The organism is Streptomyces sp. NPDC087440, from assembly GCF_044744005.1.
Lineage (GTDB): Bacteria > Actinomycetota > Actinomycetes > Streptomycetales > Streptomycetaceae > Streptomyces.
Genome location: NZ_JBIUXN010000013.1, coordinates 50,283 through 72,953, shown reverse-complemented (window position 1 = coordinate 72,953; position 22,671 = coordinate 50,283). Strand labels below are relative to the sequence as shown.

The 22,671-nt window shown below is 72.1% G+C and carries 18 protein-coding genes; 6 read left to right on the top strand and 12 right to left on the bottom strand.

Translation table 11 applies throughout. The annotated features are described in order from the left end of the window. Window positions 1–30: 30 nt before the first annotated feature. On the bottom strand, window positions 31–1,299 hold the full coding sequence (locus ACIO3O_RS24530) for an extracellular solute-binding protein (RefSeq protein WP_401749237.1): 1,269 nt from the start codon (window positions 1,297–1,299) through the stop codon (window positions 31–33). Between the two features lie 126 nt (window positions 1,300–1,425). After that, window positions 1,426–1,917, bottom strand: coding sequence for an HAD family acid phosphatase (locus ACIO3O_RS24525; protein WP_401749235.1), 492 nt, complete (start codon window positions 1,915–1,917; stop codon window positions 1,426–1,428). A 70-nt stretch (window positions 1,918–1,987) separates the two neighbouring features. Here ACIO3O_RS24525 and ACIO3O_RS24520 point away from each other — a divergent pair, with 70 nt between their 5' ends. Then, window positions 1,988–3,001: an LLM class flavin-dependent oxidoreductase gene (locus ACIO3O_RS24520; protein ID WP_401749233.1), complete on the top strand. Its 1,014-nt coding sequence runs from the start codon at window positions 1,988–1,990 to the stop codon at window positions 2,999–3,001. 159 nt (window positions 3,002–3,160) lie between these two features. Beyond that, a complete protein-coding gene (locus ACIO3O_RS24515) occupies window positions 3,161–5,503 on the top strand; it encodes an ATP-binding cassette domain-containing protein (protein ID WP_401749231.1) in 2,343 nt (780 codons plus the stop codon). Window positions 5,504–5,756: 253 nt separating this feature from the next. Here ACIO3O_RS24515 and ACIO3O_RS24510 read toward each other — a convergent pair whose 3' ends face one another. Beyond that, window positions 5,757–6,323 (bottom strand): YceI family protein, encoded by a 567-nt coding sequence (locus ACIO3O_RS24510; RefSeq protein WP_401749229.1) that lies wholly within the window; start codon window positions 6,321–6,323, stop codon window positions 5,757–5,759. A gap of 101 nt (window positions 6,324–6,424) precedes the next feature. Between ACIO3O_RS24510 and ACIO3O_RS24505 the strand changes: the two genes are divergently transcribed. Continuing rightward, entirely contained in the window at window positions 6,425–7,282 is an 858-nt protein-coding gene (locus ACIO3O_RS24505) for a helix-turn-helix domain-containing protein (protein ID WP_401749227.1), read from the top strand. Here the strand turns inward: ACIO3O_RS24505 and ACIO3O_RS24500 are convergent, their stop codons facing one another. The 4 genes from ACIO3O_RS24500 to ACIO3O_RS24485 form a co-directional block, all read right to left on the bottom strand. Next, window positions 7,283–8,809, bottom strand: coding sequence for an acyl-CoA synthetase (locus ACIO3O_RS24500; protein WP_401749225.1), 1,527 nt, complete (start codon window positions 8,807–8,809; stop codon window positions 7,283–7,285). A 343-nt stretch (window positions 8,810–9,152) separates the two neighbouring features. Continuing rightward, a complete protein-coding gene (locus ACIO3O_RS24495; RefSeq protein ID WP_401749223.1) occupies window positions 9,153–9,899 on the bottom strand; it encodes a succinate dehydrogenase/fumarate reductase iron-sulfur subunit in 747 nt (248 codons plus the stop codon). Continuing rightward, window positions 9,896–11,848, bottom strand: coding sequence for a fumarate reductase/succinate dehydrogenase flavoprotein subunit (locus tag ACIO3O_RS24490; protein WP_401749221.1), 1,953 nt, complete (start codon window positions 11,846–11,848; stop codon window positions 9,896–9,898). Before ACIO3O_RS24490 ends, ACIO3O_RS24495 begins: the two co-directional genes overlap by 4 nt. A gap of 3 nt (window positions 11,849–11,851) precedes the next feature. After that, on the bottom strand, window positions 11,852–12,583 hold the full coding sequence (locus ACIO3O_RS24485; RefSeq protein WP_401749219.1) for a succinate dehydrogenase cytochrome b subunit: 732 nt from the start codon (window positions 12,581–12,583) through the stop codon (window positions 11,852–11,854). Between the two features lie 97 nt (window positions 12,584–12,680). On the opposite strand from ACIO3O_RS24485, the gene ACIO3O_RS24480 reads away from it, so the two are divergent. Continuing rightward, window positions 12,681–13,562, top strand: coding sequence for a LysR family transcriptional regulator (locus ACIO3O_RS24480; RefSeq protein ID WP_401749217.1), 882 nt, complete (start codon window positions 12,681–12,683; stop codon window positions 13,560–13,562). A gap of 75 nt (window positions 13,563–13,637) precedes the next feature. On the opposite strand, the gene ACIO3O_RS24475 is transcribed toward ACIO3O_RS24480, so the two are convergent. From ACIO3O_RS24475 to ACIO3O_RS24465, 3 genes are all read right to left on the bottom strand, one after another. Then, a complete protein-coding gene (locus tag ACIO3O_RS24475; protein ID WP_401749215.1) occupies window positions 13,638–16,271 on the bottom strand; it encodes an EAL domain-containing protein in 2,634 nt (877 codons plus the stop codon). Next, complete coding sequence (locus ACIO3O_RS24470) at window positions 16,268–17,080, bottom strand: SAM-dependent methyltransferase (protein ID WP_401749213.1); 813 nt, start codon at window positions 17,078–17,080, stop codon at window positions 16,268–16,270. Before ACIO3O_RS24470 ends, ACIO3O_RS24475 begins: the two co-directional genes overlap by 4 nt. Window positions 17,081–17,410: 330 nt before the next feature. Then, window positions 17,411–18,391: an SCO0930 family lipoprotein gene (locus ACIO3O_RS24465; RefSeq protein WP_401749211.1), complete on the bottom strand. Its 981-nt coding sequence runs from the start codon at window positions 18,389–18,391 to the stop codon at window positions 17,411–17,413. Window positions 18,392–18,649: 258 nt separating this feature from the next. Here ACIO3O_RS24465 and ACIO3O_RS24460 point away from each other — a divergent pair, with 258 nt between their 5' ends. Then, complete coding sequence (locus tag ACIO3O_RS24460; RefSeq protein ID WP_401749209.1) at window positions 18,650–19,273, top strand: hypothetical protein; 624 nt, start codon at window positions 18,650–18,652, stop codon at window positions 19,271–19,273. Between the two features lie 25 nt (window positions 19,274–19,298). After that, the gene (locus ACIO3O_RS24455) at window positions 19,299–20,060 is read left to right on the top strand and encodes a hypothetical protein (RefSeq protein WP_401749207.1); all 762 of its coding nucleotides are present in this window, start codon (window positions 19,299–19,301) and stop codon (window positions 20,058–20,060) included. Between the two features lie 134 nt (window positions 20,061–20,194). On the opposite strand, the gene ACIO3O_RS24450 is transcribed toward ACIO3O_RS24455, so the two are convergent. Together ACIO3O_RS24450 and ACIO3O_RS24445 are read right to left on the bottom strand one after the other, a co-directional pair. After that, window positions 20,195–20,830 carry a hypothetical protein gene (locus tag ACIO3O_RS24450; RefSeq protein WP_401749571.1) on the bottom strand — a complete coding sequence of 212 codons (636 nt, stop codon included), beginning with the start codon at window positions 20,828–20,830 and terminating at the stop codon, window positions 20,195–20,197. 70 nt (window positions 20,831–20,900) lie between these two features. After that, the gene (locus ACIO3O_RS24445; RefSeq protein ID WP_401749205.1) at window positions 20,901–22,427 is read right to left on the bottom strand and encodes an FAD-dependent monooxygenase; all 1,527 of its coding nucleotides are present in this window, start codon (window positions 22,425–22,427) and stop codon (window positions 20,901–20,903) included. Between the last annotated feature and the right edge of the window lie 244 nt (window positions 22,428–22,671).

Below are 22,671 nucleotides of genomic sequence, written 5' to 3'. Positions count from 1 at the left end.
GGCCGACGCGCCCCGTGCCCCCTCCCGCAGCTACTCGCCGACCTTCTGGAGCGTGGTCGTGATGCTCAGCGAGGCCGCCTTCGCGGCGGTCTTCGGGTCGGCGCCGGTCAGCACCTGCGTCATGTACGGCTTGATCGGGTTCTTCGCCTCGACGTCGCCCCACTTGGGCGACGACGGGGTGGCACGACCGTACTTGGCGCCCTTGGCCATGGTCAGCAAGCCCTCCTCTCCGCCGACGGCCGCGGACAGTTTGGCCTTGTTGGGCACGTAGTTCATGGCGCGCGCGAGCTCGACCTGCCACTTGTCGCCCGCCAGCGCCGAAACCACCTTCACGGCCGACCGTCGCTGGTCGGTCGCGCGGGGGACCACCAGTTCGGAGCCGCCGGTGAACACCGTGCCGGGCCGCTTCGCGGACTTCCCCGGGACGGGGAAGAAGCCGATTTTGCCGCGCAGTGCGGGGTTCTTGTCCTCGATGAGCTTGGCGGTGCCGGGGGTGGCGACGATCTGTCCGACGTTCCCCCGTCCGAACACCTCGCGCTGCGGCGGGTGCTCCTCGTCGGCGTCCTTGGGGCCCTGCCCGAGGGCCTGGAGTTCCTTGTAGAAGTCCATTCCGGCGAGCGCGGCCTTGCTGTCGAGGGTGCCGGACCACTGCCCACCGCTCTCGACGGCGAGTTCCCCGCCCTCGTCCCAGATGAATCCGGAGAGCGTGTACCAGTCCTGGCCCGCGAGGTAGATGCCCTGGTTTCCGGCGGTGTTCAGCTTGCGGGTGTCGCGTATCCACTGCCGGCGGTCGGCGGGCGGCTGCTTGATGCCCGCCTTCGCGAACAGGTCCTTGTTGTAGACGACCACGCGGTTGGCCGCGTACCAGGGGATGCCGTACTGGGCCGCGTCGATGCTGCCGGGCTCGGCGAGGCCGGGGAGCCAGTCGTCGGAGCCGAGGTCGCGCATCGCCTCCAGGGTGAGGTCCTCCAGGCCGCCGCCGACGGCGTACTGGGCGACCTGGGTGTTGCCGACCTCGATGACGTCCGGCGGGTTGCTGCCCTTCAGCGCCTTGGTGATCTTCGGGCCGATGCCCACCCAGGGCTGGATCTGGATGTCCAGCTTGATGCCCGCGTTCTTCGCCTCGAAGTCGGCGGTGAACCTCTTGAGGAAGTCCGGAGAAGCACTGTTCTCCATCAGCCAGACCGTGACGGTGCGGGTCGCGTCGTCGCCGGACGACAGGCCGAACGCTCCGCAACCGGTGAGGAGGGTCGCGGACAGGACAGTGGCAAGGGAGGCGGATGTCACTCGCTGTGGCACAAGGTTCACGCTTCAAGAAATTGGCATGGACCAATCGGCGGGTCAAGGGTTTACCGGGCACTTCTTGCACAGCGGGCACCACGCCCCACCGCGAGCACACCGCATGTTCCCCACACTCCCATCACCTCAGGTTCGCCCCTGAGGCCCCTGGGCGTCCTTCATCGCGGGCGAGGAATCCGCCCAGCGGGCGCGTACGACAGGAAATCCCGCCTGCTCCGCCGCGTCGCACACCAGGAGGTCGTCGTCGACGAGCATCCGCACGTCACGGGTCCGCGCCAGCCGCTTCAGCATCTCCAGCTTGGTCTGGCGGGCCGGGCGGCGGTCGTGGTCGGGGCGCATCCAGAGCCGCCCCTCGGGCAGCCCCTGGGCGGCCAGCCAGGCGACGGTGTCGGCTCGGCACCTCTCGGGGCGGCCGGTCAGGTAGACGACCTCGCTGTCCTCGGCGCTGCGCAGCGCGAGGGCGACCCCTTCGGCGAGCGGCGGGTCGGCGGGGGCGGCAGCGAAGAAGGCGTCCCAGTCACGGGGCTTGCGCTCCAGGAAGCGCTGCCGGTGGGCGCTGTCGGCGAGGGTGCCGTCGAGGTCGAAGACGGCCAGCGGGAGTCGGCTGTTGTCAGTCATGTCTCCAGCCTAGGCAGTGGCGCGCGCACCCGTTCGGGAATCTTCCGGGCGTTCGCGCGTTGACCCTGGTGTGAGCACAGTGATCTCCCGGACCCGCTTCTCCGTACTGGACCGCTCCCGCGTGCGCGAGGGCCACGACGGCCCCCAGGCGCTGCGCGATACGGTGCGTCTCGCCCAGCAGCTGGAGCCTCTCGGATACCACCGCTTCTGGGTGTCCGAACACCACAGCGTGCCGGGGGTGGCCGGTTCCGCGCCGACGGTGCTGGCCGCGGCGGTCGCGGCGGCGACCTCCACGCTCCGGGTGGGGACGGGCGGCGTGATGCTCCCCAACCACCAACCCCTGGTGGTGGCCGAGCAGTTCGGCGTTCTGGAGTCCCTGTTCCCGGGGCGGATCGACATGGGCCTGGGCCGGTCGGTGGGCTTCACGGACGGTGTACGCAGGGCGCTGGGCCGCGACAAGGAGGACGCGGAGGGCTTCGCGTCCCAACTCGACGCGCTCCTGGGCTGGTTCACCGGCGACGGCCCGGTCCACGCGTACCCCGCGGAGGGCCTGCGGGTGCCGCCCTTCGTGCTGGCCGTCGGCGAGGGGGCGTCGATCGCCGCGGCGGCGGGGCTGCCGGTCGTCATCGGCGACCTGCGCGGCCGGTCACAACTCATGGCCGCGGTGGACCGCTACCGCGCGGAATTCCGCCCGTCGATCTGGTCCTCGCGCCCCTACGTGACCATCGCCGGAACGGTCGCGGTGGCGGACACGGAGGCGGAAGCCCGCCGCCTCCTGATCCCCGAGGCGTGGTCGATGGCTCACTCCCGCACGCAGGGCACCTTCCCGCCGCTGCCGCCGGCCGAGCGGATCGAGGAGCTCGCCCGGTCCGGCGCGATGCCGCCCAAGGAGCGCGACTTCTACGAGAAGGGCCTGGAGGGCCAGCTGTACGGCACCCCGTCGCAGGTGGCAGCGGCCTTGGCGGAGGTCATCGGCGCGACCGGGGCGGACGAGGTCCTGGTCACGACGAGCACCCACGACCGGGCGGGCCTGCTGGCCTCGTACCGCCACCTGGCCGAACTCTTCGCCCCGACGGGCGCGTGAGGGCCGCCTCGGGCAGGGGCGGACGACTCGGGCCACGGCCCCGGCCCGGCCGCCCCGGGCGCGCCCGGGCCCGTACCCCCGAAGGGGCCCAGGCAACGAGCGGGGCCTAGGATTGGGGCGTTTGCCCCATATCCCCTGCCCCTCGCCCCCGGAGCCCCCATGCACGACTCGTACATCCACGTGCGCGGTGCCCGCGAGCACAACCTCCGTGACGTCGACGTCGACATCCCCCGCGACGCCCTCGTCGTCTTCACCGGCGTCTCCGGCTCCGGCAAGTCCTCCCTCGCCTTCGGCACCCTCTACGCGGAGTCCCAGCGCCGCTACTTCGAGTCCGTGGCCCCCTACGCCCGCCGCCTCATCCACCAGGTCGGCGCACCCGAGGTCGGCGAGATCACCGGGCTGCCCCCGGCCGTCTCCCTGGAGCAGCGCCGTTCGGCCCCCTCCTCGCGTTCCTCCGTCGGCACGGTCACCACCCTCTCGAACTCGCTGCGCATGCTCTTCTCCCGCGCGGGCGACTATCCCGAGGGCGCCGAGCGCCTCGACTCCGACGCCTTCTCGCCGAACACCGCCGCGGGCGCCTGCCCCGAGTGCCACGGTCTGGGCCTGGTCCACCGCACCACCGAAGCCCTCCTGGTCCCCGACCCCGCCCTCTCCGTCCGCGAGGGTGCGATCGCCGCCTGGCCGGGCGCCTGGCAGGGCAAGAACCTGCGCGACGTCCTCGACACCCTCGGGTACGACGTCGACAAGCCGTGGCGCGACCTGCCGCAGCAGGAGCGCGACTGGATTCTGTTCACGGACGAGCAGCCCGTCGTCACCGTGCACCCGGTGCGCGACGCGGGCCGCATCCAACGCCCGTACCAGGGCACGTACATGAGCGCCCAACGCTACGTCCTGCACACCTTCGCCGACACCAAGAGCCAGTCCCTGCGCGCCAAGGCCGAACGCTTCCTGACCAGCGACCCGTGCCCCGCCTGCGACGGCCGCCGCCTGCGCCCGGAGTCGCTCGCCGTCACCTTCGCGGGCCGCACGATCTCCGAACTCGCCGCGCTCCCCCTGTCCGAACTGGACCGCGTCCTGCACACGCCTCCCGGCACCGAGACGGCCCGCGTCCTGACCGACGACCTGCGCGCCCGCATCGCCGTCGTCACGGAACTCGGTCTGGGCTACCTCGGCCTGGACCGCACCACCCCCACCCTGTCCGGCGGCGAACTCCAACGGCTGCGCCTGGCAACGCAGTTGCGGTCCGGTCTCTTCGGCGTCGTGTACGTCCTGGACGAACCGTCCGCCGGTCTGCACCCCGCCGACGCGGAGGCCCTCCTCGTGGTCCTCGACCGGCTCAAGGCCGCGGGCAACTCCGTCTTCGTCGTCGAGCACCACCTCGACGTGGTGCGGCGCGCGGACTGGCTGGTGGACGTGGGCCCGGCGGCGGGAGTGCACGGCGGCCGGGTGCTGCACAGCGGCCCGCCCGCAGGGCTCGCCGACGTACCGGATTCCGCGACGCGCCCCTATCTGTTCGCGCACGAGCCCCTGCCGGTACGGGAGGTGCGCGAGCCGTCCGGGTGGCTGAAGCTGGGCCCGGTCACCCGGCACAACCTCCACGACGTGGAGGCCGAACTCCCGCTCGCCACGCTGACCGCCGTCACCGGCGTGTCCGGATCCGGCAAGTCCACCCTCGCCGCCTCGATCACCGAGGAACTCCCCGGCGTACAGCGGCTGGTGACGATGGATCAGAAGCCGATCGGCCGCACGCCGCGCTCCAATCTGGCGACGTACACCGGCCTCTTCGACGTGGTGCGCAAGCTGTTCACCCAGACACCGGAAGCCAGGGCGCGCGGCTACCGGGCGGGCAGGTTCTCCTTCAACGTGTCCGGCGGACGGTGCGAGACCTGTCAGGGCGAGGGCTTCGTCTCGGTGGAACTGCTCTTCCTGCCCAGTACGTACACGCCGTGCCCGGACTGTCACGGCGCGCGCTACAACCCCGAGACCCTCCAGGTCACCCACCAGGGCCTGAACATCGCCCAGGTGCTGGACCTGACGGTGGAGCGGGCGGCCGACTTCTTCGCGGACTCCCCCGCCGCCGCCCGCAGCCTGCGCGCCCTGCTGGACGTCGGCCTCGGCTACCTCACGCTCGGGCAGCCCGCGACGGAGCTGTCCGGCGGCGAGGCCCAACGCATCAAGCTGGCCAGCGAGTTGCAGCGGGCCACCACGCGGCGCGGGCCCACCCTGTACGTCCTGGACGAGCCGACGACGGGCCTGCACCCGGCCGACGTGGAGGTGCTGATGCGCCAGCTGCACGGCCTGGTCGACGCGGGCAACACGGTGGTCGTGGTGGAGCACGACATGTCCGTGGTCGCGGGCGCCGACTGGGTGATCGACCTGGGCCCGGGGGGTGGTGACGCGGGCGGCCGCGTGGTGGCGGCGGGGCCGCCGAGGGAGGTGGCCGGCTCTCCGGAGAGCCGGACCGCTCCGTACCTGGCGAGGGAGTTCGCCGGACGGGCTTAGGCACCCCGCGACGGCTCGGTGGTGACGCGCCTGCGAGGGTGCACGTCGCCGACGGGCCTGGGCCCGCCGCCCGGCAACCGGACAGGTGCGGCCCTGCCCCACCTGGGCAAAGGGCCCCCAGCCCCGCCCCTTCACCTCAACCCGCGGGGGCATGCACGGTTCCGTGCGAGTGCGTCGTGGCTGGTCGCGCAGTTCCCCGCGCCCCTGACGGGGCACGGGTGGGCGCGGCCGGGCCGCGATCCGCGAAGACGACCTACGCCTGCCCGGGCTCCACGAACTGTGCGTCGATCTGGATCTTCACGACATCGCCCAGCATCGCGTCCGCCGCCCCGAAGTTCAGCCCGAAGTCGCTGCGCCGGATCTGGCCCTGCGCCTCGAAGCCCGCGTGCTTGCTGCCGAACGGCGTGTCCACCAGGCCACCGAACTCCACCTCGAACGACACCTCACGGGTGACGTCCCCGATGGTCAGTTCGCCCTCCAGGGCCCACTCCTCCCCCTCGCCGTGCGCGGCGGTCGAGCGGAAGGTCATGGTCGGGCGCTTCTCGACGTCGAGGAGGTCGGCCGCCCGGACATGGGCGTCGCGGGCCTCGTTGCCCGTGTCGATCGAGGCGAGCGCCACCGTGGCGTGCACGGAGCTCTGCTCCAGGGTGGCGCCGACCACGAGGGCCGAGTCCACCTCGGCGAAGCGGCCGCGCACCTTGGAGATGCCGAGGTGGCGGATGGTGAAGGCGACGGAGGAGTGGGCGGTGTCGAGTTCCCAGCGACCCGAGGTCAGCGGGATCAGCGGGGCGAGGGACGTGGTGTGTGCGTCAGTGGTCATGCCTCCACGCTGCGGGACGGTCCGCCCCGGAGGAAGACCGGCCCGAGGGTAGTAGTGGGAGGGCCACCCTCCGCTCCGGACGGCGGGGTTACGATCCGAGGGTGAGCGAGAACGAGTTGGGGGCCTTCCTGCGTGCCCGCCGGGAGGCCGTGACGCCCTCCGAAGTGGGCCTGCCCGAGGGGCCGCGCCGCCGCACTCCGGGCCTGCGCCGGTCCGAGCTGGCGACCCTGTCGGGCATCAGCGTCGAGTACCTCACCCGCCTCGAACAGGGCCGGGACCGCAACCCGTCCGCCCAGGTGCTGGCCGCCCTCGCCGACGCCCTGCGGCTGTCCGGCGAGACCCGGCTGCACCTGGGCCGGCTGCTGAAGCACACCAACGACCACAAGCTGCTGTGTCCGGCGGCCGAGACCCCTGTCCGCCAGGTGCGCCCCACCGTGCAGGCGCTCCTGGACCGGCTCGACCCCTCCCCCGCCGTCCTGCTCAACCGGCTCAGTGAGGTCGTCGCCTGCACCACGGGGTACGAGCGTCTGATGGGTCCGGTCGGGCTGCTCGACGAGGCGCAGCCGAGCGTGCTGCGGTACGTTTTCACCGATCCGCGCGCCCGCGACACCTATCCCGACTGGGGCCGGGTGGCCGATGCCCAGTTCGGGATGGTGGGCTTCGACCTGGCCCGCGACGACCCCCATGTCTCGCACCTGGCCGCCGAGTTGGCCCTGACCGCCGGGTCGGAGTTCGCGCACCGGCTCGCCGCCCCGCCGAAGCTGCCGGTGCGCAGCGGCGTCGAGCGCCTCGTCCACCCGGAGTCGGGCGAACTGCGCCTGGCGTACGAGACCTTGGACCTCCCGGACCCGGACGGCCAGCGCATCCTGGTGCACCTCCCCGGCGACGAGGCCACGGCCGCCGCCCTGGACCGGCTCACCGGGCGCAGGCCGGGAGCGCTGCGCGCGGTGAACGGCTGATCACGCCTCCTGGGGCCAGTAGGCCTTCCTGAGCGCCGACTTGGCCAGCTTCCCGGTGGGCGTGCGCGGCAGGGCCGCCGCGAAGTCGACGCTGCGCGGGGCCTTGTAGTGCGCGATCCGAGATCGTACGAACTCCAGGATCTCGGCGGCGAGTTCGGGCGACGGACACACCCCCTCCGCCACCTGGACGACCGCCTTGACGGCCTCGCCCATCTCCGGGTCCGGCACGCCGATCACGGCCGCGTCGGCCACCTCGGGGTGCAGGACGAGACAGTCCTCGGCCTCCTGCGGGTAGACGTTCACCCCACCCGAGATGATCATGAAGGCTGTGCGGTCGGTGAGGAAGAGATAGCCGTCCGCGTCGACGTGGCCGATGTCCCCGGTGGTGGTCCAGTTCGGGTGGTCGGGGTGCTGGGCCTCGCGGGTGCGGCCGTTGTCGTTGTGGTAGCGGAAAGGCAGTTCCTCGCGCTCGAAGTAGATCGTGCCGGTCTCGCCGACGGGCAGCAGCGCCCCGTCCGGGCCGCAGACGCGCAGCTCGCCGAGGAGTCCGGCGCGGCCGACGGAGCCCGGTTTGGCGAGCCATTCCTCGGGGCCGATGAAGGTGATCCCGTTGCCCTCGGTGGAGCTGTAGTACTCGTACAGGACCGGGCCCCACCACTCCATCATCCGCCGCTTGACCTCGACGGGGCACGGTGCGGCGGCGTGGATCGCGACCTGGAGCGAGGACGTGTCGTACCGCGTGCGGGCGGCCTCGGGGAGCTTCAGCATGCGTACGAACATGGTGGGCACCCACTGGGCGTGCGTGACCCGGTGCTGCTCGATCGCGGCGAGCGCGCCCTCGGCGTCGAAGGAGTCCATGAGGACGACGGTGCCGCCGGTGGCGGTGACGACGCCGCAGAAGCGGAGCGGTGCCGCGTGGTAGAGGGGTGCGGGGCAGAGGTAGACGGAGTCGGCGGCGAAGCCGTACATGGCGGTGAAGAGCGGGACGTAGAGGGTGGGCGACTCGCGGACGTCGCCCTCGGCCAGGTCGGGCTGGATGCCCTTGGGGCGGCCGGTGGTGCCCGAGGAGTAGAGCATGTCGGCGCCGATGGGCTGGTGGGCCGGGGCTGCGGGGGACGCCTCGGCGAGGGCCTTTTCGTACGAGCCCAGTTCGCGCCCGTACTCCAACCGGAGCGTGGCACGTGTCACCAGTCGGCCGACGTCCTCGGCGAGCCCGCCGAGCGCGGTCGAGGTGATGAGGGCGGTGGCCCCGCAGTCCTCGACGATGTACGCGGCCTCCTCGGCGGTGAGGTGGTGGTTGACGGCGGTCAGGTAGAGGCCCGAGCGCATCGCCGCCCAGTAGACCTCCAGGACGCGCGGGTCGTTGTCGGAGAGCAGGGCGAGGTGGTCGCCCCGGCGCAGTCCGGCCGCGCGCAGATGGTTGGCCAACCGCAGCGAGCGCTCTTCGAGTTGTCCGTAGGTCAGGGTCCGGCCGCCGTCGGAGGTGACGACGGCCGGATGCGCGGGGTCGTACGCTCCCGGATACATGAACCGGAAACTACCCGCCTTTTGACGGTACGTCAGCTACTGTCACCGGATCTCTTCGGGCCCGCCGGACCGGGCCCGAGGCCCACCTCAGGCCCAGGCGCCCGCCCCGGACCCGGCGGGCCCGTCCCGTGGCCACAGCTCCGCCCGGCAGGGCGGCGAGTCCGCGAGGCGTGCCCGACCTGCCCTCGGGCCACACCGGGTCCGCCCCCACGCCCACAGTGGCCGGGCAACGGGCCGAGGGCTTCCGGGCCCACGGGGCACCCTGCGTCCGTCGCGCGGCCACAGCGCCCGCCCTGCGCGTCCGGACCGGGGCCCGAATGCCGCCCGGCAGGGCGCGGAGCCCTCAGCGGCGGCCCTTGCGGTTGGCGCGGAGCCATTCCTTGTTCATGGCAGCGATGGACGGCAGCGGAATCCCCTTCGGGCAGGCGGTCGCGCACTCCCCGGTGAGGGTGCAGCCGCCGAAGCCCTCGTCGTCCATCTGCGCGACCATGTCGAGGACCCGGGTCTCGCGCTCGGGGGCACCTTGCGGCAGCACGTTCAGGTGGTTGACCTTCGCCGAGGTGAAGAGCATCGCCGAGCCGTTGGGGCAGGCGGCGACGCAGGCCCCGCAGCCGATGCACTCGGCGTGCTCGAAGGCGAAGTCGGCGTCGGCCTTGGGCACGGGGGTGGCGTGCGCCTCGGGGGCCGCGCCGGTCGGCACGCTGACGTAACCGCCGGCCTGGATGATCCGGTCGAAGGCCGACCGGTCCACGACGAGGTCCTTGACGACGGGGAAGGCGGAGGCCCGCCACGGTTCGACGTCGATGGTGTCGCCGTCGTTGAAGGACCGCATGTGCAGCTGGCAGGTGGTGGTGCGTTCGGGGCCGTGCGCGTCGCCGTTGATGACGAGCGAGCACGCGCCGCAGATGCCCTCGCGGCAGTCGTGGTCGAAGGCGACGGGGTCCTCGCCGCGCAGGATGAGCTCTTCGTTGAGGGTGTCGAGCATCTCCAGGAAGGACATGTCGGCCGAGATGCCGTCGACGTCGTAACGGGCCATCTCCCCGGGGGTGTTGGGGTACTTCTGGCGCCAGACGCGCAGGGTGAGCCTCATGCGTAGCTCCGCTGGGTGGGGTGGACGTACTCGAAGACGAGGTCTTCCTTGTGCAGGACGGGGGCGGCACCGGTGGCGGTGTGCTCCCAGGCGGCGGCGTACGCGAAGCGTTCGTCGTCGCGGGCGGCCTCCCCGTCCGGGGTCTGGGACTCCTCGCGGAAGTGGCCGCCGCAGGACTCCTCCCGGTGCAGGGCGTCGAGGCACATCAGCTCGGCCAGCTCCAGGTAGTCGACGATGCGGTTGGCCTTCTCCAACGACTGGTTGAACTCCTCGCCGACGCCCGGAACCTTGATCCGCCGCCAGAACTCCGCACGGATCTCCGGGATGCGGTCGAGGGCCTTCCGCAGGCCCTCCTCCGTGCGGGCCATTCCGCAGAACTCCCACATCAGCTCGCCGAGTTCACGGTGGAAGGAGTCGGGGGTGCGGTCGCCGTCGACGGCGAGGAGCTTCGCGAGGCGCTCCTCGGTCTCCCGTACGACGTCGGCGACCGCCGGGTGGGAGGCGTCGACCGGGTCCTGCGCGGCGTGCCGGGCGAGGTAGTCGTTGATGGTGGCCGGGAGGACGAAGTACCCGTCGGCCAGGCCCTGCATCAGGGCGGACGCGCCGAGGCGGTTCGCGCCGTGGTCGGAGAAGTTGGCCTCGCCGACGGCGAAGAGGCCGGGGACCGTGGTCTGGAGGTCGTAGTCGACCCACAGTCCGCCCATCGTGTAGTGCACGGCGGGGTAGATCCGCATCGGCGTCTCGTACGGGTCCTCGGCGGTGATCCGCGCGTACATGTCGAAGAGGTTGCCGTACTTCTCCTCGACGGCCTTGCGGCCCATCCGGGCGATGGCGTCGGCGAAGTCCAGGTAGACCCCCTGCCCGCCGGGACCGACACCCCGGCCCTCGTCGCAGACGTTCTTGGCGGCGCGGGAGGCGATGTCGCGCGGGACGAGGTTGCCGAAGGAGGGGTAGATCCGCTCCAGGTAGTAGTCGCGTTCGTCCTCGGGGATCTCGCGGGCCGGGCGCCGGTCTCCCTTGGCCTTGGGCACCCAGATGCGGCCGTCGTTGCGCAGCGACTCGCTCATCAGGGTCAGCTTGGACTGGTGGTCGCCGGTGCGCGGGATGCAGGTCGGGTGGATCTGGGTGAAGCAGGGGTTGGCGAAGTACGCGCCGCGCCGGTGGGCCCGCCAGATGGCGGTGGCGTTGGAGTTCATGGCGTTCGTCGACAGGTAGAAGACGTTGCCGTAGCCGCCCGAGGCGAGGACGACGGCGTCCGCGAAGTGGCTGGAGATCTCCCCGGTGATCAGGTCGCGCGCCACGATCCCGCGCGCCTTCCCGTCCACCACGATCAGGTCCAGCATCTCGGTGCGCGGATGCAGCTCGACGTTCCCGGCGGCGATCTGCCGCGACAGCGCCTGGTACGCGCCGAGCAGGAGCTGCTGCCCGGTCTGGCCACGGGCGTAGAAGGTGCGGGAGACCTGGACGCCGCCGAAGGAGCGGGTGTCGAGCAGGCCGCCGTACTCCCGGGCGAAGGGCACGCCCTGCGCGACGCACTGGTCGATGATCTCCACGGAGATCTGCGCCAGCCGGTGCACGTTGGACTCCCGGGCGCGGAAGTCGCCGCCCTTGACCGTGTCGTAGAAGAGGCGGTGGACGGAGTCGCCGTCGTTGCGGTAGTTCTTCGCGGCGTTGATGCCGCCCTGCGCGGCGATGGAGTGGGCACGGCGCGGGGAGTCCTGGAAGCAGAACTGGACGACGTGGTAACCCTGTTCGGCCAGCGTGGCGCCCGCCGAACCGCCCGCGAGGCCGGTGCCGACGACGATGACGGTGTGCTTGCGGCGGTTGGCCGGGTTGACGAGCTTGGCCTCGAAGCGGCGGGTGTCCCAGCGCTCGGCGACCGGCCCGGTGGGGGCCTTGGCGTCGGCGACCGGGTCCCCGGTCGCGTAGTCGACGTACGACGAAGTCATGTGTCAGCCCACCAATCCGGTCATGACCGCGACCGGCACGGAGAGGAAGCCCACGGTCAGCACCAGGGCGAGGAGGTTGGCCAGCGTCTTCAGCACGCGCTCGCGGGTCGCGTTGCCGACGCCGAGGGTCTGGGCGGCGCTCCAGAAGCCGTGCCGGACGTGCAGGCCGACGGCGAGCATGGCGACGCTGTAGATCGTGTTGCCGTACCAGGTGGAGAAGGTCGCGACGACGTTCTCGTACGGGTGCCCGGACTGCGCGTTCTCGTTGACCGTGAGGGTGGTCAGGTCGAGCAGGTGCCACACGATGAACAGGGCGAGGATGATGCCGCCCCAGCGCATGGTGCGCGTCGCGTAGCTGGCGCGCTTGCGCCGGTGGGCGTACTCCACGGGCCGGGCCCGGAGGTCGCGCCGGCTGAGCTGGTACGCGGCCACGCCGTGCCCGACGACCGCGGCGAGCAGCAGCACGCGGACGATCCACAGCGCCCACTCGTAGTGCAGCACCGGGTCGCCCATGGTGCGCAGCCAGTGCGCGTAGCCGTTGAACTCGTCCGTCCCGAAGAAGATCTTCAGGTTGCCGATCATGTGGGCCACGAGGTAGCCGAGCATGATCAGTCCGCTGACGGCCATGACCGTCTTCTTGCCGACGGTCGAGGCCCAGAATCCGCGAAGTCCTGAGGTGTGCCGCACGGGCGGTTTTCGGGTGGGCGGGGTGTCCTGCCGCGTTGCCAGAGCCATGACTCAAGACGCTAGGGCCGAAGGACCCCAGAGGTCCAAGACATGGTCCGGCTCATCTCCATAGCCTTTACCTATCGATGCATCTAGACTGGCGGGCATGCAGTTCCAGCAGCTCCGCTATTTCGTGGCCGTCGCCGAGTCCCGGCACTTCACCCGCGCCGCCGAGGAGCTGCACGTCGCGCAGCCCTCGCTGTCCCAGCAGATCCGCTCCCTGGAGCGCGAGCTGGGCGCGGACCTCTTCACCCGGGCCCGGGGGAACATCGCCCTCACCGACGCGGGCGAGGCCCTCCTCCCCCTCGCCCGGCGCATCCTCGCCGACACCGACACCGCCCGCCGCGAGGTGCAGGAGCTGGCGCAGCTGCGCCGGGGCCGGGTCCGCCTCGGCGCGACACCGAGCCTGTGCACGGGCCTGCTCCCGGACGTGCTGCGCACCTTTCACGACGCACACCCCGGCATCCAACTCCTGGTCGAGGAGGGCGGATCGCACGACCTCGTACGCGAACTGGCACGCGGCGCGCTGGACTTGGCCCTCGTCGTCCTGCCACTGCCCACCCCCTCCCCCGCCCTCACCACGATCGAACTCCTCCACGAGGACCTGGTGGTGGTCTCCTCCCCCACCGAACGCGGTCCGCGCCGCCCGGTGCGCATCGCGGACCTGCGCGACACCCCGATGGTGATGTTCCGGCACGGCTACGACCTGCGCGAACTGACCGTCGCCGCCTGCCGTTCGGCGGGCTTCGAGCCGACGTTCACCGTCGAGGGCGGCGAGCTGGACGCGGTACTGGGTTTCGTACGGGCGGGACTCGGGGTGGCGGTCGTGCCGCGCATGGTGGCGGAGCGGGCGGGCACCGGGCTGCGGGTCACCGAGCTGGCCCGCCCGGGGCTGCGCCGCACGATCGCACTGGCGCACCGCAGCGACGTGGCACCCCCGAGGGCGGCGCGGGAGTTGCAACGGGTGCTGCTGGAGGCGCACGCCTGAGCGCTTGCGCCCGGAGAGGTGTTACGGGGAGGGGTCGGCCGGAATCGGACTCCGGCCGCCCCCTCCTCGTACCCCTCAGATCGCGTCGGTCAGCGCCAGGGAGTGGATGCGGTCCGGGGCTCCGGGGCGGGCGTAGTACCAGCCCTGTGCCGTGTCGCAGCCCAGGTCCCTCAACTGGTCGGCCTGCGCGCCCGTTTCGACGCCCTCGACGGTGACCGCCAGCTCCAGGCTGTGGGCGAGCGCGACGATCCCCTCGACGATCTTCAGGTCGACGGGGTCGGCGGGCGCGCGCTGCATGCTCTGGGTGAAGGAGCGGTCCAGCTTGAGGACGCTCACCGGGAGGCGGCGCAGGTTGGCGAGGTTGGAGTAGCCGGTGCCGAAGTCGTCGAGGGCGATGTCGACGCCCATGTCGGCGAGTTGGCGCAGCGGCTTGAGCAGTCCCTCGTCGGCTCCTATCAGCGCGGACTCGGTGACCTCCAGGCACAGCGCGCCCGGGGAGAGTCCGGCCCGCTCCAGGACCTCCACCGTGTCGGCGACCAGGCCGGGGTGGTGGAGCTGGGTGGGCGAGAGGTTGACGTTGATGCGCAGCGGGCCGCCGTCGGCGTGCCGCTCCTGCCAGACGCGGGCCTGGGTGACGGACTCCTGGAGCACCCAGCGGCCCAACGGCACGATGAGACCGGTGTGTTCGGCCAGCGGGATGAACCGGTCGGGCCCGAGGACGCCGTGCTGCGGGTGGCTCCAGCGGACCAGGGCCTCCGCGCCGTGCACGCTGCCGTCGCCGAGGTGGACGAGCGGCTGGTACTCGATGAAGAACTCGCCGCGCTCCAGGGCGGCGGGCAGCGCGTTGGTGAGGCCGTGCCGGGTGATGGCGCGCTCGTCGGCCTCCCGGTCGGCGAATTCGAAGCGGTTGCCGCCCGCCGACTTGGCCCGGTACATGGTGATGTCGGCGCTGCGCAGCACGTCGGCGGGACCGCGTTCGCCGGCCGGGCCCTCGACGATGCCGATGGAGCCGCGCACGGTGATCTCGCGGCCCTCCAGGTGGATCGGGGTGGCCAGCGCGGACAGTATCCGGGCGGCCAGGTCGTCCACGTCGGCACGGGTGGCGGCACCGGTGGTGAGCGCCACGAACTCGTCGCCGCCGAGCCGGGCGACCATCTCGCCGGGCGCGGTCGCACACGCCTGGAGCCGGTCGGCGACCTCGACCAGGAGGCGGTCGCCCGCCGAGTGGCCGAGGCTGTCGTTGACGGCCTTGAAGCCGTCGAGGTCCAGGTAGCAGAGGCCGAAGCGGGCGTTCTCGCTCGCGGCGAGCGCCTTCTCCAGGCGTTCGAAGAACAGGGTGCGGTTGGGCAGCCCGGTGAGCGCGTCGTGGGTGGCCTCGTAGCGCAGCCGCAGGTTGAGGAGACGGCGTTCGGTGGTGTCCTCCATCAGGGCCAGCTGGTACTGGGGACGGCCCTCGGCGTCGCGCAGCAGGGACACGGTGAGGTTGGTCCACAGGACGGTGCCGTCGCCCCGGTAGAACGCCTTCTCGCTGCGGTAGTGGTCGCGTTCGCCGCGCACCAGTTCCTCGTACATCCGCCAGACCTGCGCGGAGTCCTCCGGGTGCCCCCAGTCGGTGACCTTGCGGCCCTTGACCTGGGCCTCCAGGCCGCCGAACATGCGGGTCAGCGTGTCGTTGACCTCCAGGATGGTGCCGTCGAGGGAGGCGATGCCGATGCCGACGGCGGCTCCCTCGAAGACCGCCCGGAAGCGTTCCTCGGTGGCGTGCAGGGCCTGCTGGGCCTCGCTGCGGGCGCTCAGGGCGGAGCGGGCGATGGCCTCCTGCTCGCGCAGGGTGCGCTCGCGCAGGGCCTTGGCGAACCCGGCGGCGATGGAGTGCTGGAGGCGGGCGCAGCGGGCCCGGTTCTCCTCGGCGGCCAGCGTGTCGCCCTCGGCGGGGGGCTCGGCGCAGTACAGGACGAGGTACGAGTCGACGACGCCGAGGCTGCGGACGAGGGCGTCCGGATCGGTGCAGTGCGCGGCGACCAGCGCCTCGCCGACCGCGTGCGCGGGGGCGGTGTCGAAGGGCCGCCCGTGCAGGGCGGTGCCGAGCCGCCGGGCGAGCGGGAGCAGCAGCTGCTCGAACTCGGGGCGGGTCAGGGAAGTGGCGGTGGCCGGGAAGATCGCCCGGCTCCAGATGGTCGCGAACCGCCGCAGCCGGTCCTCGGGGCTGCCGGGGGCGTCCTCGCCGGGGCCGGACCCGCTGTCGGCGGCGGGGGTCGCGGGGCTTCCGGACGCGGGGGCAGGGCTTCCGGACGCGGGTGCGGGGCCTCCGGACGCGGTCGTACGGGTCGGGGGTGACGGCTGCACGGGCACCGAGCCGCTTCCGCTGCCGGTAGCCGGGCCCCGGCCCGGGACGACGGCTCCGCCGGACGCCGTACGGTCGCGGGGCGCGCCCGAGACCCCGGGGGCGAGGTCCGCCCGGCCGGACGGCGTACCGCCGGGAGCCGACGGCGTACCGCCGAAGCCCGCCGCCGTACCGCCAGGGCCTGACGGCGTACCGCCGGGCGCCGACCGGTCCGGGCCCCCCGCGTCCGGTGGCCCGGACCGGCCCGTGGAGCGTGGCCCGCTCCGACCGGTGGAGGGTGGTTCGCCGTCGCCGGACGCCATGCCGGTGCCGCCGGACGGGGCCGGGGGGCGGCCGCCGTCCGGGGTCTGCGCCTGCGCGCTCACGCCTTGCGCCCCACCCCTGCGAAGCCCGAGAACGCGTACGGGTCCTCCTGCGCGACGGGCGTCTCGGGCCGCCACTCGGCCATCTTCACCAGGCCGGGTTCCACCATCTCGTACCCGTCGAAGAAGCGGGCCACCTCGTCGTGCGTGCGCATGATCAGCGGGTTCTTGATCTGCCGGTAGACGTCGACGGCTCCGCCGGCGGTCTTCTCGTCGAGCGGGATGCCCTCGTACGCGGCGTGCGTGACGATCAGCAGGCTGCCCGGCGCGAGCGCGTCGCGGAGCGCGGCGACGGCGGCCTGCGGGTCGTCGGCGTCCTCCAGGAAGTGCAGGACGGCGACGAGCAGCAGCGCCACCGGTCTGTCCAGGTCGATCAGGCCCGTGAGCTCCGGGGCGGCGAGGATCTCCTTCGGCTTGCGCAGGTCGGCGGCGACGACGGCGGTCCGCTCGTTGCCCTCCAGCACGGCCTGGCTGTGCGCGACGGCCACCGGGTCGTGGTCGACGTACACCACGCGGGCGGCCGGGTCGGCGCCCTGGGCGACCTCGTGGACGTTGCCGAAGGTGGGGATGCCGGAGCCGATGTCGAGGAACTGGTTGACGCCCTCGGCGAGCGCGTGGCGCACGGCGCGGCGCATGAACGCCCGGTTGGCCTGCATGATCTTGGGCAGACCCGGCAGGAACTCCATGGCCCGGCGGGCCGCCTCCCGGTCGACCTCGAAGTTGTGCGAACCGCCCAGGTAGTAGTCGTAGATGCGGGACACGCTCGGCATCGAGAGGTCGATGCCGGGCGGGGCCCAGGCGGGACGCTCCATCAAGGTCTCCAACAAGTCGCCGCGACGAATGCGGGCACGGAAGGGACGTCCGTGCCCGGTGTTCGAGCCGAGGCTACTGATCCGCCGCCAGCAGAGCGAGCGAAAACGGAAATTGGCGGTCCGTTCTCGGTCACACCCCGCAAGCATGTGCGCGGTTGACGGCATCTCCCGGCAGATCCGCCCCGTCCAGGGGGCACCTCCGGGCGATGTCGCCGCACGCACTCGGCCCGTCGTCCCCGCGCGTGCGGGTCCGACGGGCCGAACTGTACGAGGAAGCGGGGCGCGGCACCTACTTGGGGCCGCCGGGGGCTGTGCCGGGCCGACCGGGGGCTACTTGGGGGCGCCGACGAGTTTGCCCTGGGGGGACACGGCGTACCAAGTGCCGCCCACACTCTGCCCGTTGGTGTCTCCGGCCTGCTTGTCACCCGAGAAGGTGTAGAGCGGCCAGCAGTTGATGGTCTGCTGTTTCGCGCCGTCGGGGCGGTGGAAGACGACGTACCCCTTCTTGAGGATGCCGACGGTGTCGTTCTTCGGCACCGGCGGGACGACGGGCCACTTGGCGAGGCAGGCGTCGGTGCAGGCGCTCTTCATCGGCCAGGCGGAGTCCTTCTTGAACCGGTAGACGGTCATCCCGCGCCCGTCCACGACGATCTCGCCCAGCTTCGGGTCCTTGCGGACGGACATGCCGGGGAGGTCGGCGGGGTTCTGCGCGCCCGGTTCCTGCGCACCCGGTTTCTGGGCGACCGGGGCTGCGGGCTCCGGCGCGGTCCGCGCACCCGGCGCGGCCTTCTTCCCGTCCGGCGCGGCGGCGAACCAGGTGCCGCCCACGCCCTGCCCCTTGACGTCCCCGGCCTTCGTGTCCTGGGCAAAGCGGTACAGGGGCCAGCCGCCGAGGGTGAGTTGCTTGGTGCCGTCGGCGCGGGTCACCGAGCCGAGGGCGGACGCGTCGGTGCCGGGCACGGCGGTGGCGGTGCCTGCGGGCACCACGGGCCAGGCCTTCGCACAGTCGCCCTCGCAATGCGACGTCGGGGGTTTCGCGGTGTCCTTGTCGAACCGGTAGAGGGTCATGCCCGCACTGTCGGTCACGATCCGGCCCACCGTGGCGTCGTCGCGGGCGGCGAGCTGTCCGGCCGCCTTGGGGGCCGCGGCCTTGTCCTCGCCGTCGCCGTACCCGTACCCGTCGGCGGGGGCCGGGTTGGCCACGGACCGGGCTCCCGGGGAGGCGTTTGTGGTGTCCTGCCCGCATGCCGTCGTCAGTGTCAGCACTGCCGCGGCCGTCACCGCGAGCGAGACGTTCCGCCAGGTACCCATGTCGACTCCCGTTTCCCGAGCTTCCCGAAGTGGGGGGCGACGCCGATGCGCGTCGCTCTCGGCACTGGATACGTACGCGGGCCGGCCGCGTGTTCAACGCTCCGCGAAAAACTTTCCGCGGCCCGCCCGCCGACCGCACGCGGCACCATCCGCACATCCGATCCCGTCCCAAACGCAAATTCGGGAAAGTCCCAACCATCAGGCGAATCAATTACTTCTGCCGTGTGCCGCTCGTTGAGCAGATTCATGATGCCCCTCGTGTACGGATCACGCCTGTACGGATCACGCCGGAAGCCCGGTCCGGTCCTCGTACGTCTCCTGTCCTCGGCCGCCCTGTGCTGGCTGCTGGCCGGCTCCGTGCCCGCCTCCGCGGACAGTTGCGCCTACGCGTCCACCGACCAGGGGGTCGCGGTGTCGATCGCGGGCGGCGACAGCGCGGCCTGCTGGCCCACCCCGACCCCGCCGCCACCACCGCCCCCTCCGCCGGAACCCCCGCCACCACCACCGCCTCCCCCGCCGCCTCCGCCTCCGCCGTTGCCGCCGGACCCGAAACCTCCGGCCCCGCCGCCGAAACCGCCGCCACCGAAGCCCAAGCCCAAGCCGCCGAAGCCCGCACCGAAGCCGGTGCAGGCCGCCCCCGCCCCCGTACGCCCACAACCCGCCCCGCCGGCACCTCCGCCACCGCCTCCGCCGCCCCCGGCACCCACCCCGCCCGTCGCCAAGGCCCCACCGCCCCCGGCGAGGGCGATCGCCCTGCCCGCCTACCGCAAGCCGGTCCGCAAGAAGCCCGAGGGACACACCTCGATGCTGACCCTCACGCTCATGATCACAGCGCCCGCGGTGTTCGCCGTCGCGGTCCTGCGCCCCCGCTCGTCCCGCTGAGCGGCCTCACCGAAGGAGGTTCCCCGTGTCGGAATGGCTTGTTCTGACCATCGCGATGGCCGCTGCCTGCGCCGTCGTCCTCACCATCGTCATGATCAACAACCGGCGGATCGGCGAGGACGACGACCCGACGGAAACGCCGGACGTCCTCGAATACATGACGATGATGATCGGTGTGATCTACGCGATCGTCCTCGGCCTCGCCATCGCGGGCGTCTGGGAGGGCCGCGGTGCCGCCCAGGAGTCGGTACGTCTGGAGGCCCAGGCCCTGCACGAGGTCAGCGCCCGCGCCGAGGTCTACCCCGCCGACGTCCGCACCCGTATCCGTGCCGACATCGACGCCTACGTCACCTACGTCGTCCAGACCGAGTGGCAGCACATGGTCGACCACAGCGAGGTCACCGAGAAGGGCGACGAACTCCTGGCCCGCGTCCGCCAGGACGTCACGCTGTACGCCCCCAAGACCGACCTGGAGGGCCAGGCCTACCAGCCCCTGGTCGACCAGGTCGCCGCAGCCGACGACGCCCGTGACCAGCGTGCCCAGAACACCGAGGCGACGATGCCGCCCATCGTCTGGTTCGGCCTGATCACCGGAGCACTGATCACGGTCGGTCTGATCTTCACGCTCCAAATCCGGCGCACGCCACGCGAGTTGCTGCTCGCCGGACTGTTCAGCGTGATGATCGCCTTCCTGCTCTTCCTCATCTGGGACCTCGACGCCCCGTTCGGCCACGGCATCGCCGCGACCCCGGACCCGTTCGTGAACAAGTTCCCGGGCTCGGAGTAGCCCCGGAGCAGTCCCCAACACCCACGAGACGCTGTCGTTTCCACCCGGTTCGCCGGGGGAGGCGGCAGCGTCTCGCTGTGGGCGATCGCGCGTCCTGCCGACGGGGCGCGCTTCGCACCCGCCGCCGTCCGGCGTCACCTCCGCGGGGCGTCCGAGTGGTACGCCCGCTGCCGTTCCACCGGGGCGGAGGCGAAGTCGCCCGTGCCGTTGAGGACTTCGCCGGTGGCGAGGCGGAGGTGGCGGGCGCGGCCGAAGCCCTTCAGGACGGCGCCGCGGGCATCCGGGTCGGGGTGGGTGTACGGCTCGCCCGCAGCCAGGGTGACGAAGCCCGCCGAGACGGGCCCCAGGATCTGGGCGCCCGCGCCCACCCGGGTGTGGCCGAGGAGTTCGGCGCCGTTGGCCAGGCGGGCGCCGTCGTCGACCGTGATCGGGGAGTTCGGGGAGGTCGCCTTGATCTGGGTGCCGCCCTCGCCGATGACGGTTCCGTTGCCGATGCCGATGTCGCCGCCACCGCTCGCGGCGATCCGCGTCGCTCCGTGCAGGACGTTGAAGCCGCCCACGACGCAGGTGCTGTCGTCGTCGCACTCGATGACCGCGCCCGGGTGGAGGACGTTGCCCGGGCCCAGTTCCACGTTCCGGGACAGGATGACCGAGAACGGGTCCAGGACGGTCGTGCCCCGGCTGCCCAGCTCGACGAGCTCGGCCGGGGTCAGGTAACCCAGCGTGGCTCTCAGCCGGTTGAACTCGTCCCACCGGAAGTTCGCATCCATGATCACGGGCCCATGATCGGCGCGTGCCGCACGGCCTGTCCAGCCCCGCGCGGCACGGGCGGCCCTCGGGTCAGGCGGGCACGCCCGACGGCTCGCGGAGGGCGTGCAGGTAGTTCCGTACGGCATCCGCCTGTGCGGGGTCGACGATCAGGGCGATGTGGTTGTCCGGGCGGATCAGGACCAGGGCGTCGCCCTGGATTCCGTACGCGGCCCTGGCGTGGCCCCTTCGGTCGGCGAGGTCGCTGTGCGGTCCCGCGTCCACCGCGTACGTGCGTACCGCGTCCGGTGCCTCGCCGAGGGCCCGCGCCGCCGCCTCGCCGAAGGCCAGCAGGGTGAAGTGCGGGCCCGCGAAGGCCTCGAAGAGACGGAGCGGGGTGCAGGGGGCGTCCGGGGCCCGGTCGCCCGGACGGACGGCGGTGTCCAGGGTCGTGGGCGGGGCGAGGGAGCTCCAGCGGTAGCCGATGCCGAGGCCGCTCGTGACGTCCGTGATGCCCGCGTCCAGGCCGCCGCCCGGCTTGCGGATGGCCGCCATCACCGCGTCGAGCCGGCGCGAGGAGGTGTCGAGGGTCCAGGCGGCGACCGGGAGGCGTTCTTCCTGGTAGGTGTCGAGGAGGGCTGCGTCGGCCGCGTCCGTGACCACCGCCGCCAGCTTCCAGCCCAGGTTGTACGCGTCCTGGATGCCGGTGTTCATGCCGAGGCCGCCCGCGATGGGGTGGACGTGCGCGGCGTCGCCCGCCAGCAGGACACGGCCGGTGCGGTAGCGGTCGGCCATACGGACGTTGACCCGGTAGGTGGACAGGAGTGCGGCGTCGGTGACGGTGACGCCGGGGATGCGGGCGTGCCGGTCGAAGAGCCGCTGGAAGCTCTCGCGGGAGGGTGGGACGGGGGTGCCGTCGGCGGCGGTCTCGGGTCCGGCCTGGAACCACCAGAGGTCGCTGGTGCCGGGGATCGGGCAGAGCATCACCGCGCCGTCCTCGTCGAACCACTGGTGCCAGTGGTCGCGGCTCAGGCCGTGCGCGCCGGTCAGGGCGACGTCGCCGTTGACCATGCGCTGCTCCTCGTGGGTCTCGCCCTCGAAGGTGGCGCCCATCAGCGTGCGGATGCGGCTGTGCCCGCCGTCGCAGCCGACGAGGTGGCGGGCCTCGATCTCGCGGCCGTCGGGGGTGCGGGCGACGACGCTCGTGGCGGTCTCCTCGTACGAGTCGATCTCGACGCCCAGTTCGACGTGCACCCCGTGTGCGGCGAGCCGGTCGCGCAGGACCTCCTCCAGCTTCCACTGGGCCAGCAGCCGTCCCCGGTCGTACGGGACGTCGGGCGTCGGACGCCTGCCCGCGTAGGGGTCGGCGTCGGCCACGGCGAGCCCGTCCCGGTACTTGCGCATGGGGACCGGTGCGCGTCCCGCGTCCATCACCTCGTGTACGACGCCGAGGTCCTCCAGCACTTCCAGGGTGCGCTGGTTCGGCCCCTTGGCCCGCGAACTCCGGGGGAAGGCGCGGGACTTGTCGACCACCCGGACCGGGACGTCCCGCCGGGCCAGCTCCAGGGCCAGGGTCAGTCCGGTCGGGCCGGAGCCCACGATCAGCACGCTCGTCGTCACGTCTGTTCCTCCGTTGCGGATGTTCTCTGCCCATGGTTCCTTCACCACACGAAGAAAACACAACCGAGACTCACATGCAACTCAGTAACGTTTTCTTTGACGTCAGAGCCGACCGGGGGACACCCGTGCCCCATTCGCGCGACTGTGATCGCGGGGCTCCCCCAACTCTCCTAGCGTTTCGGCTATCGAGGCGCATTTCAGACATAAGCGTGGAAACCGTTCCGCCATTGCTCCTCGGAGATCC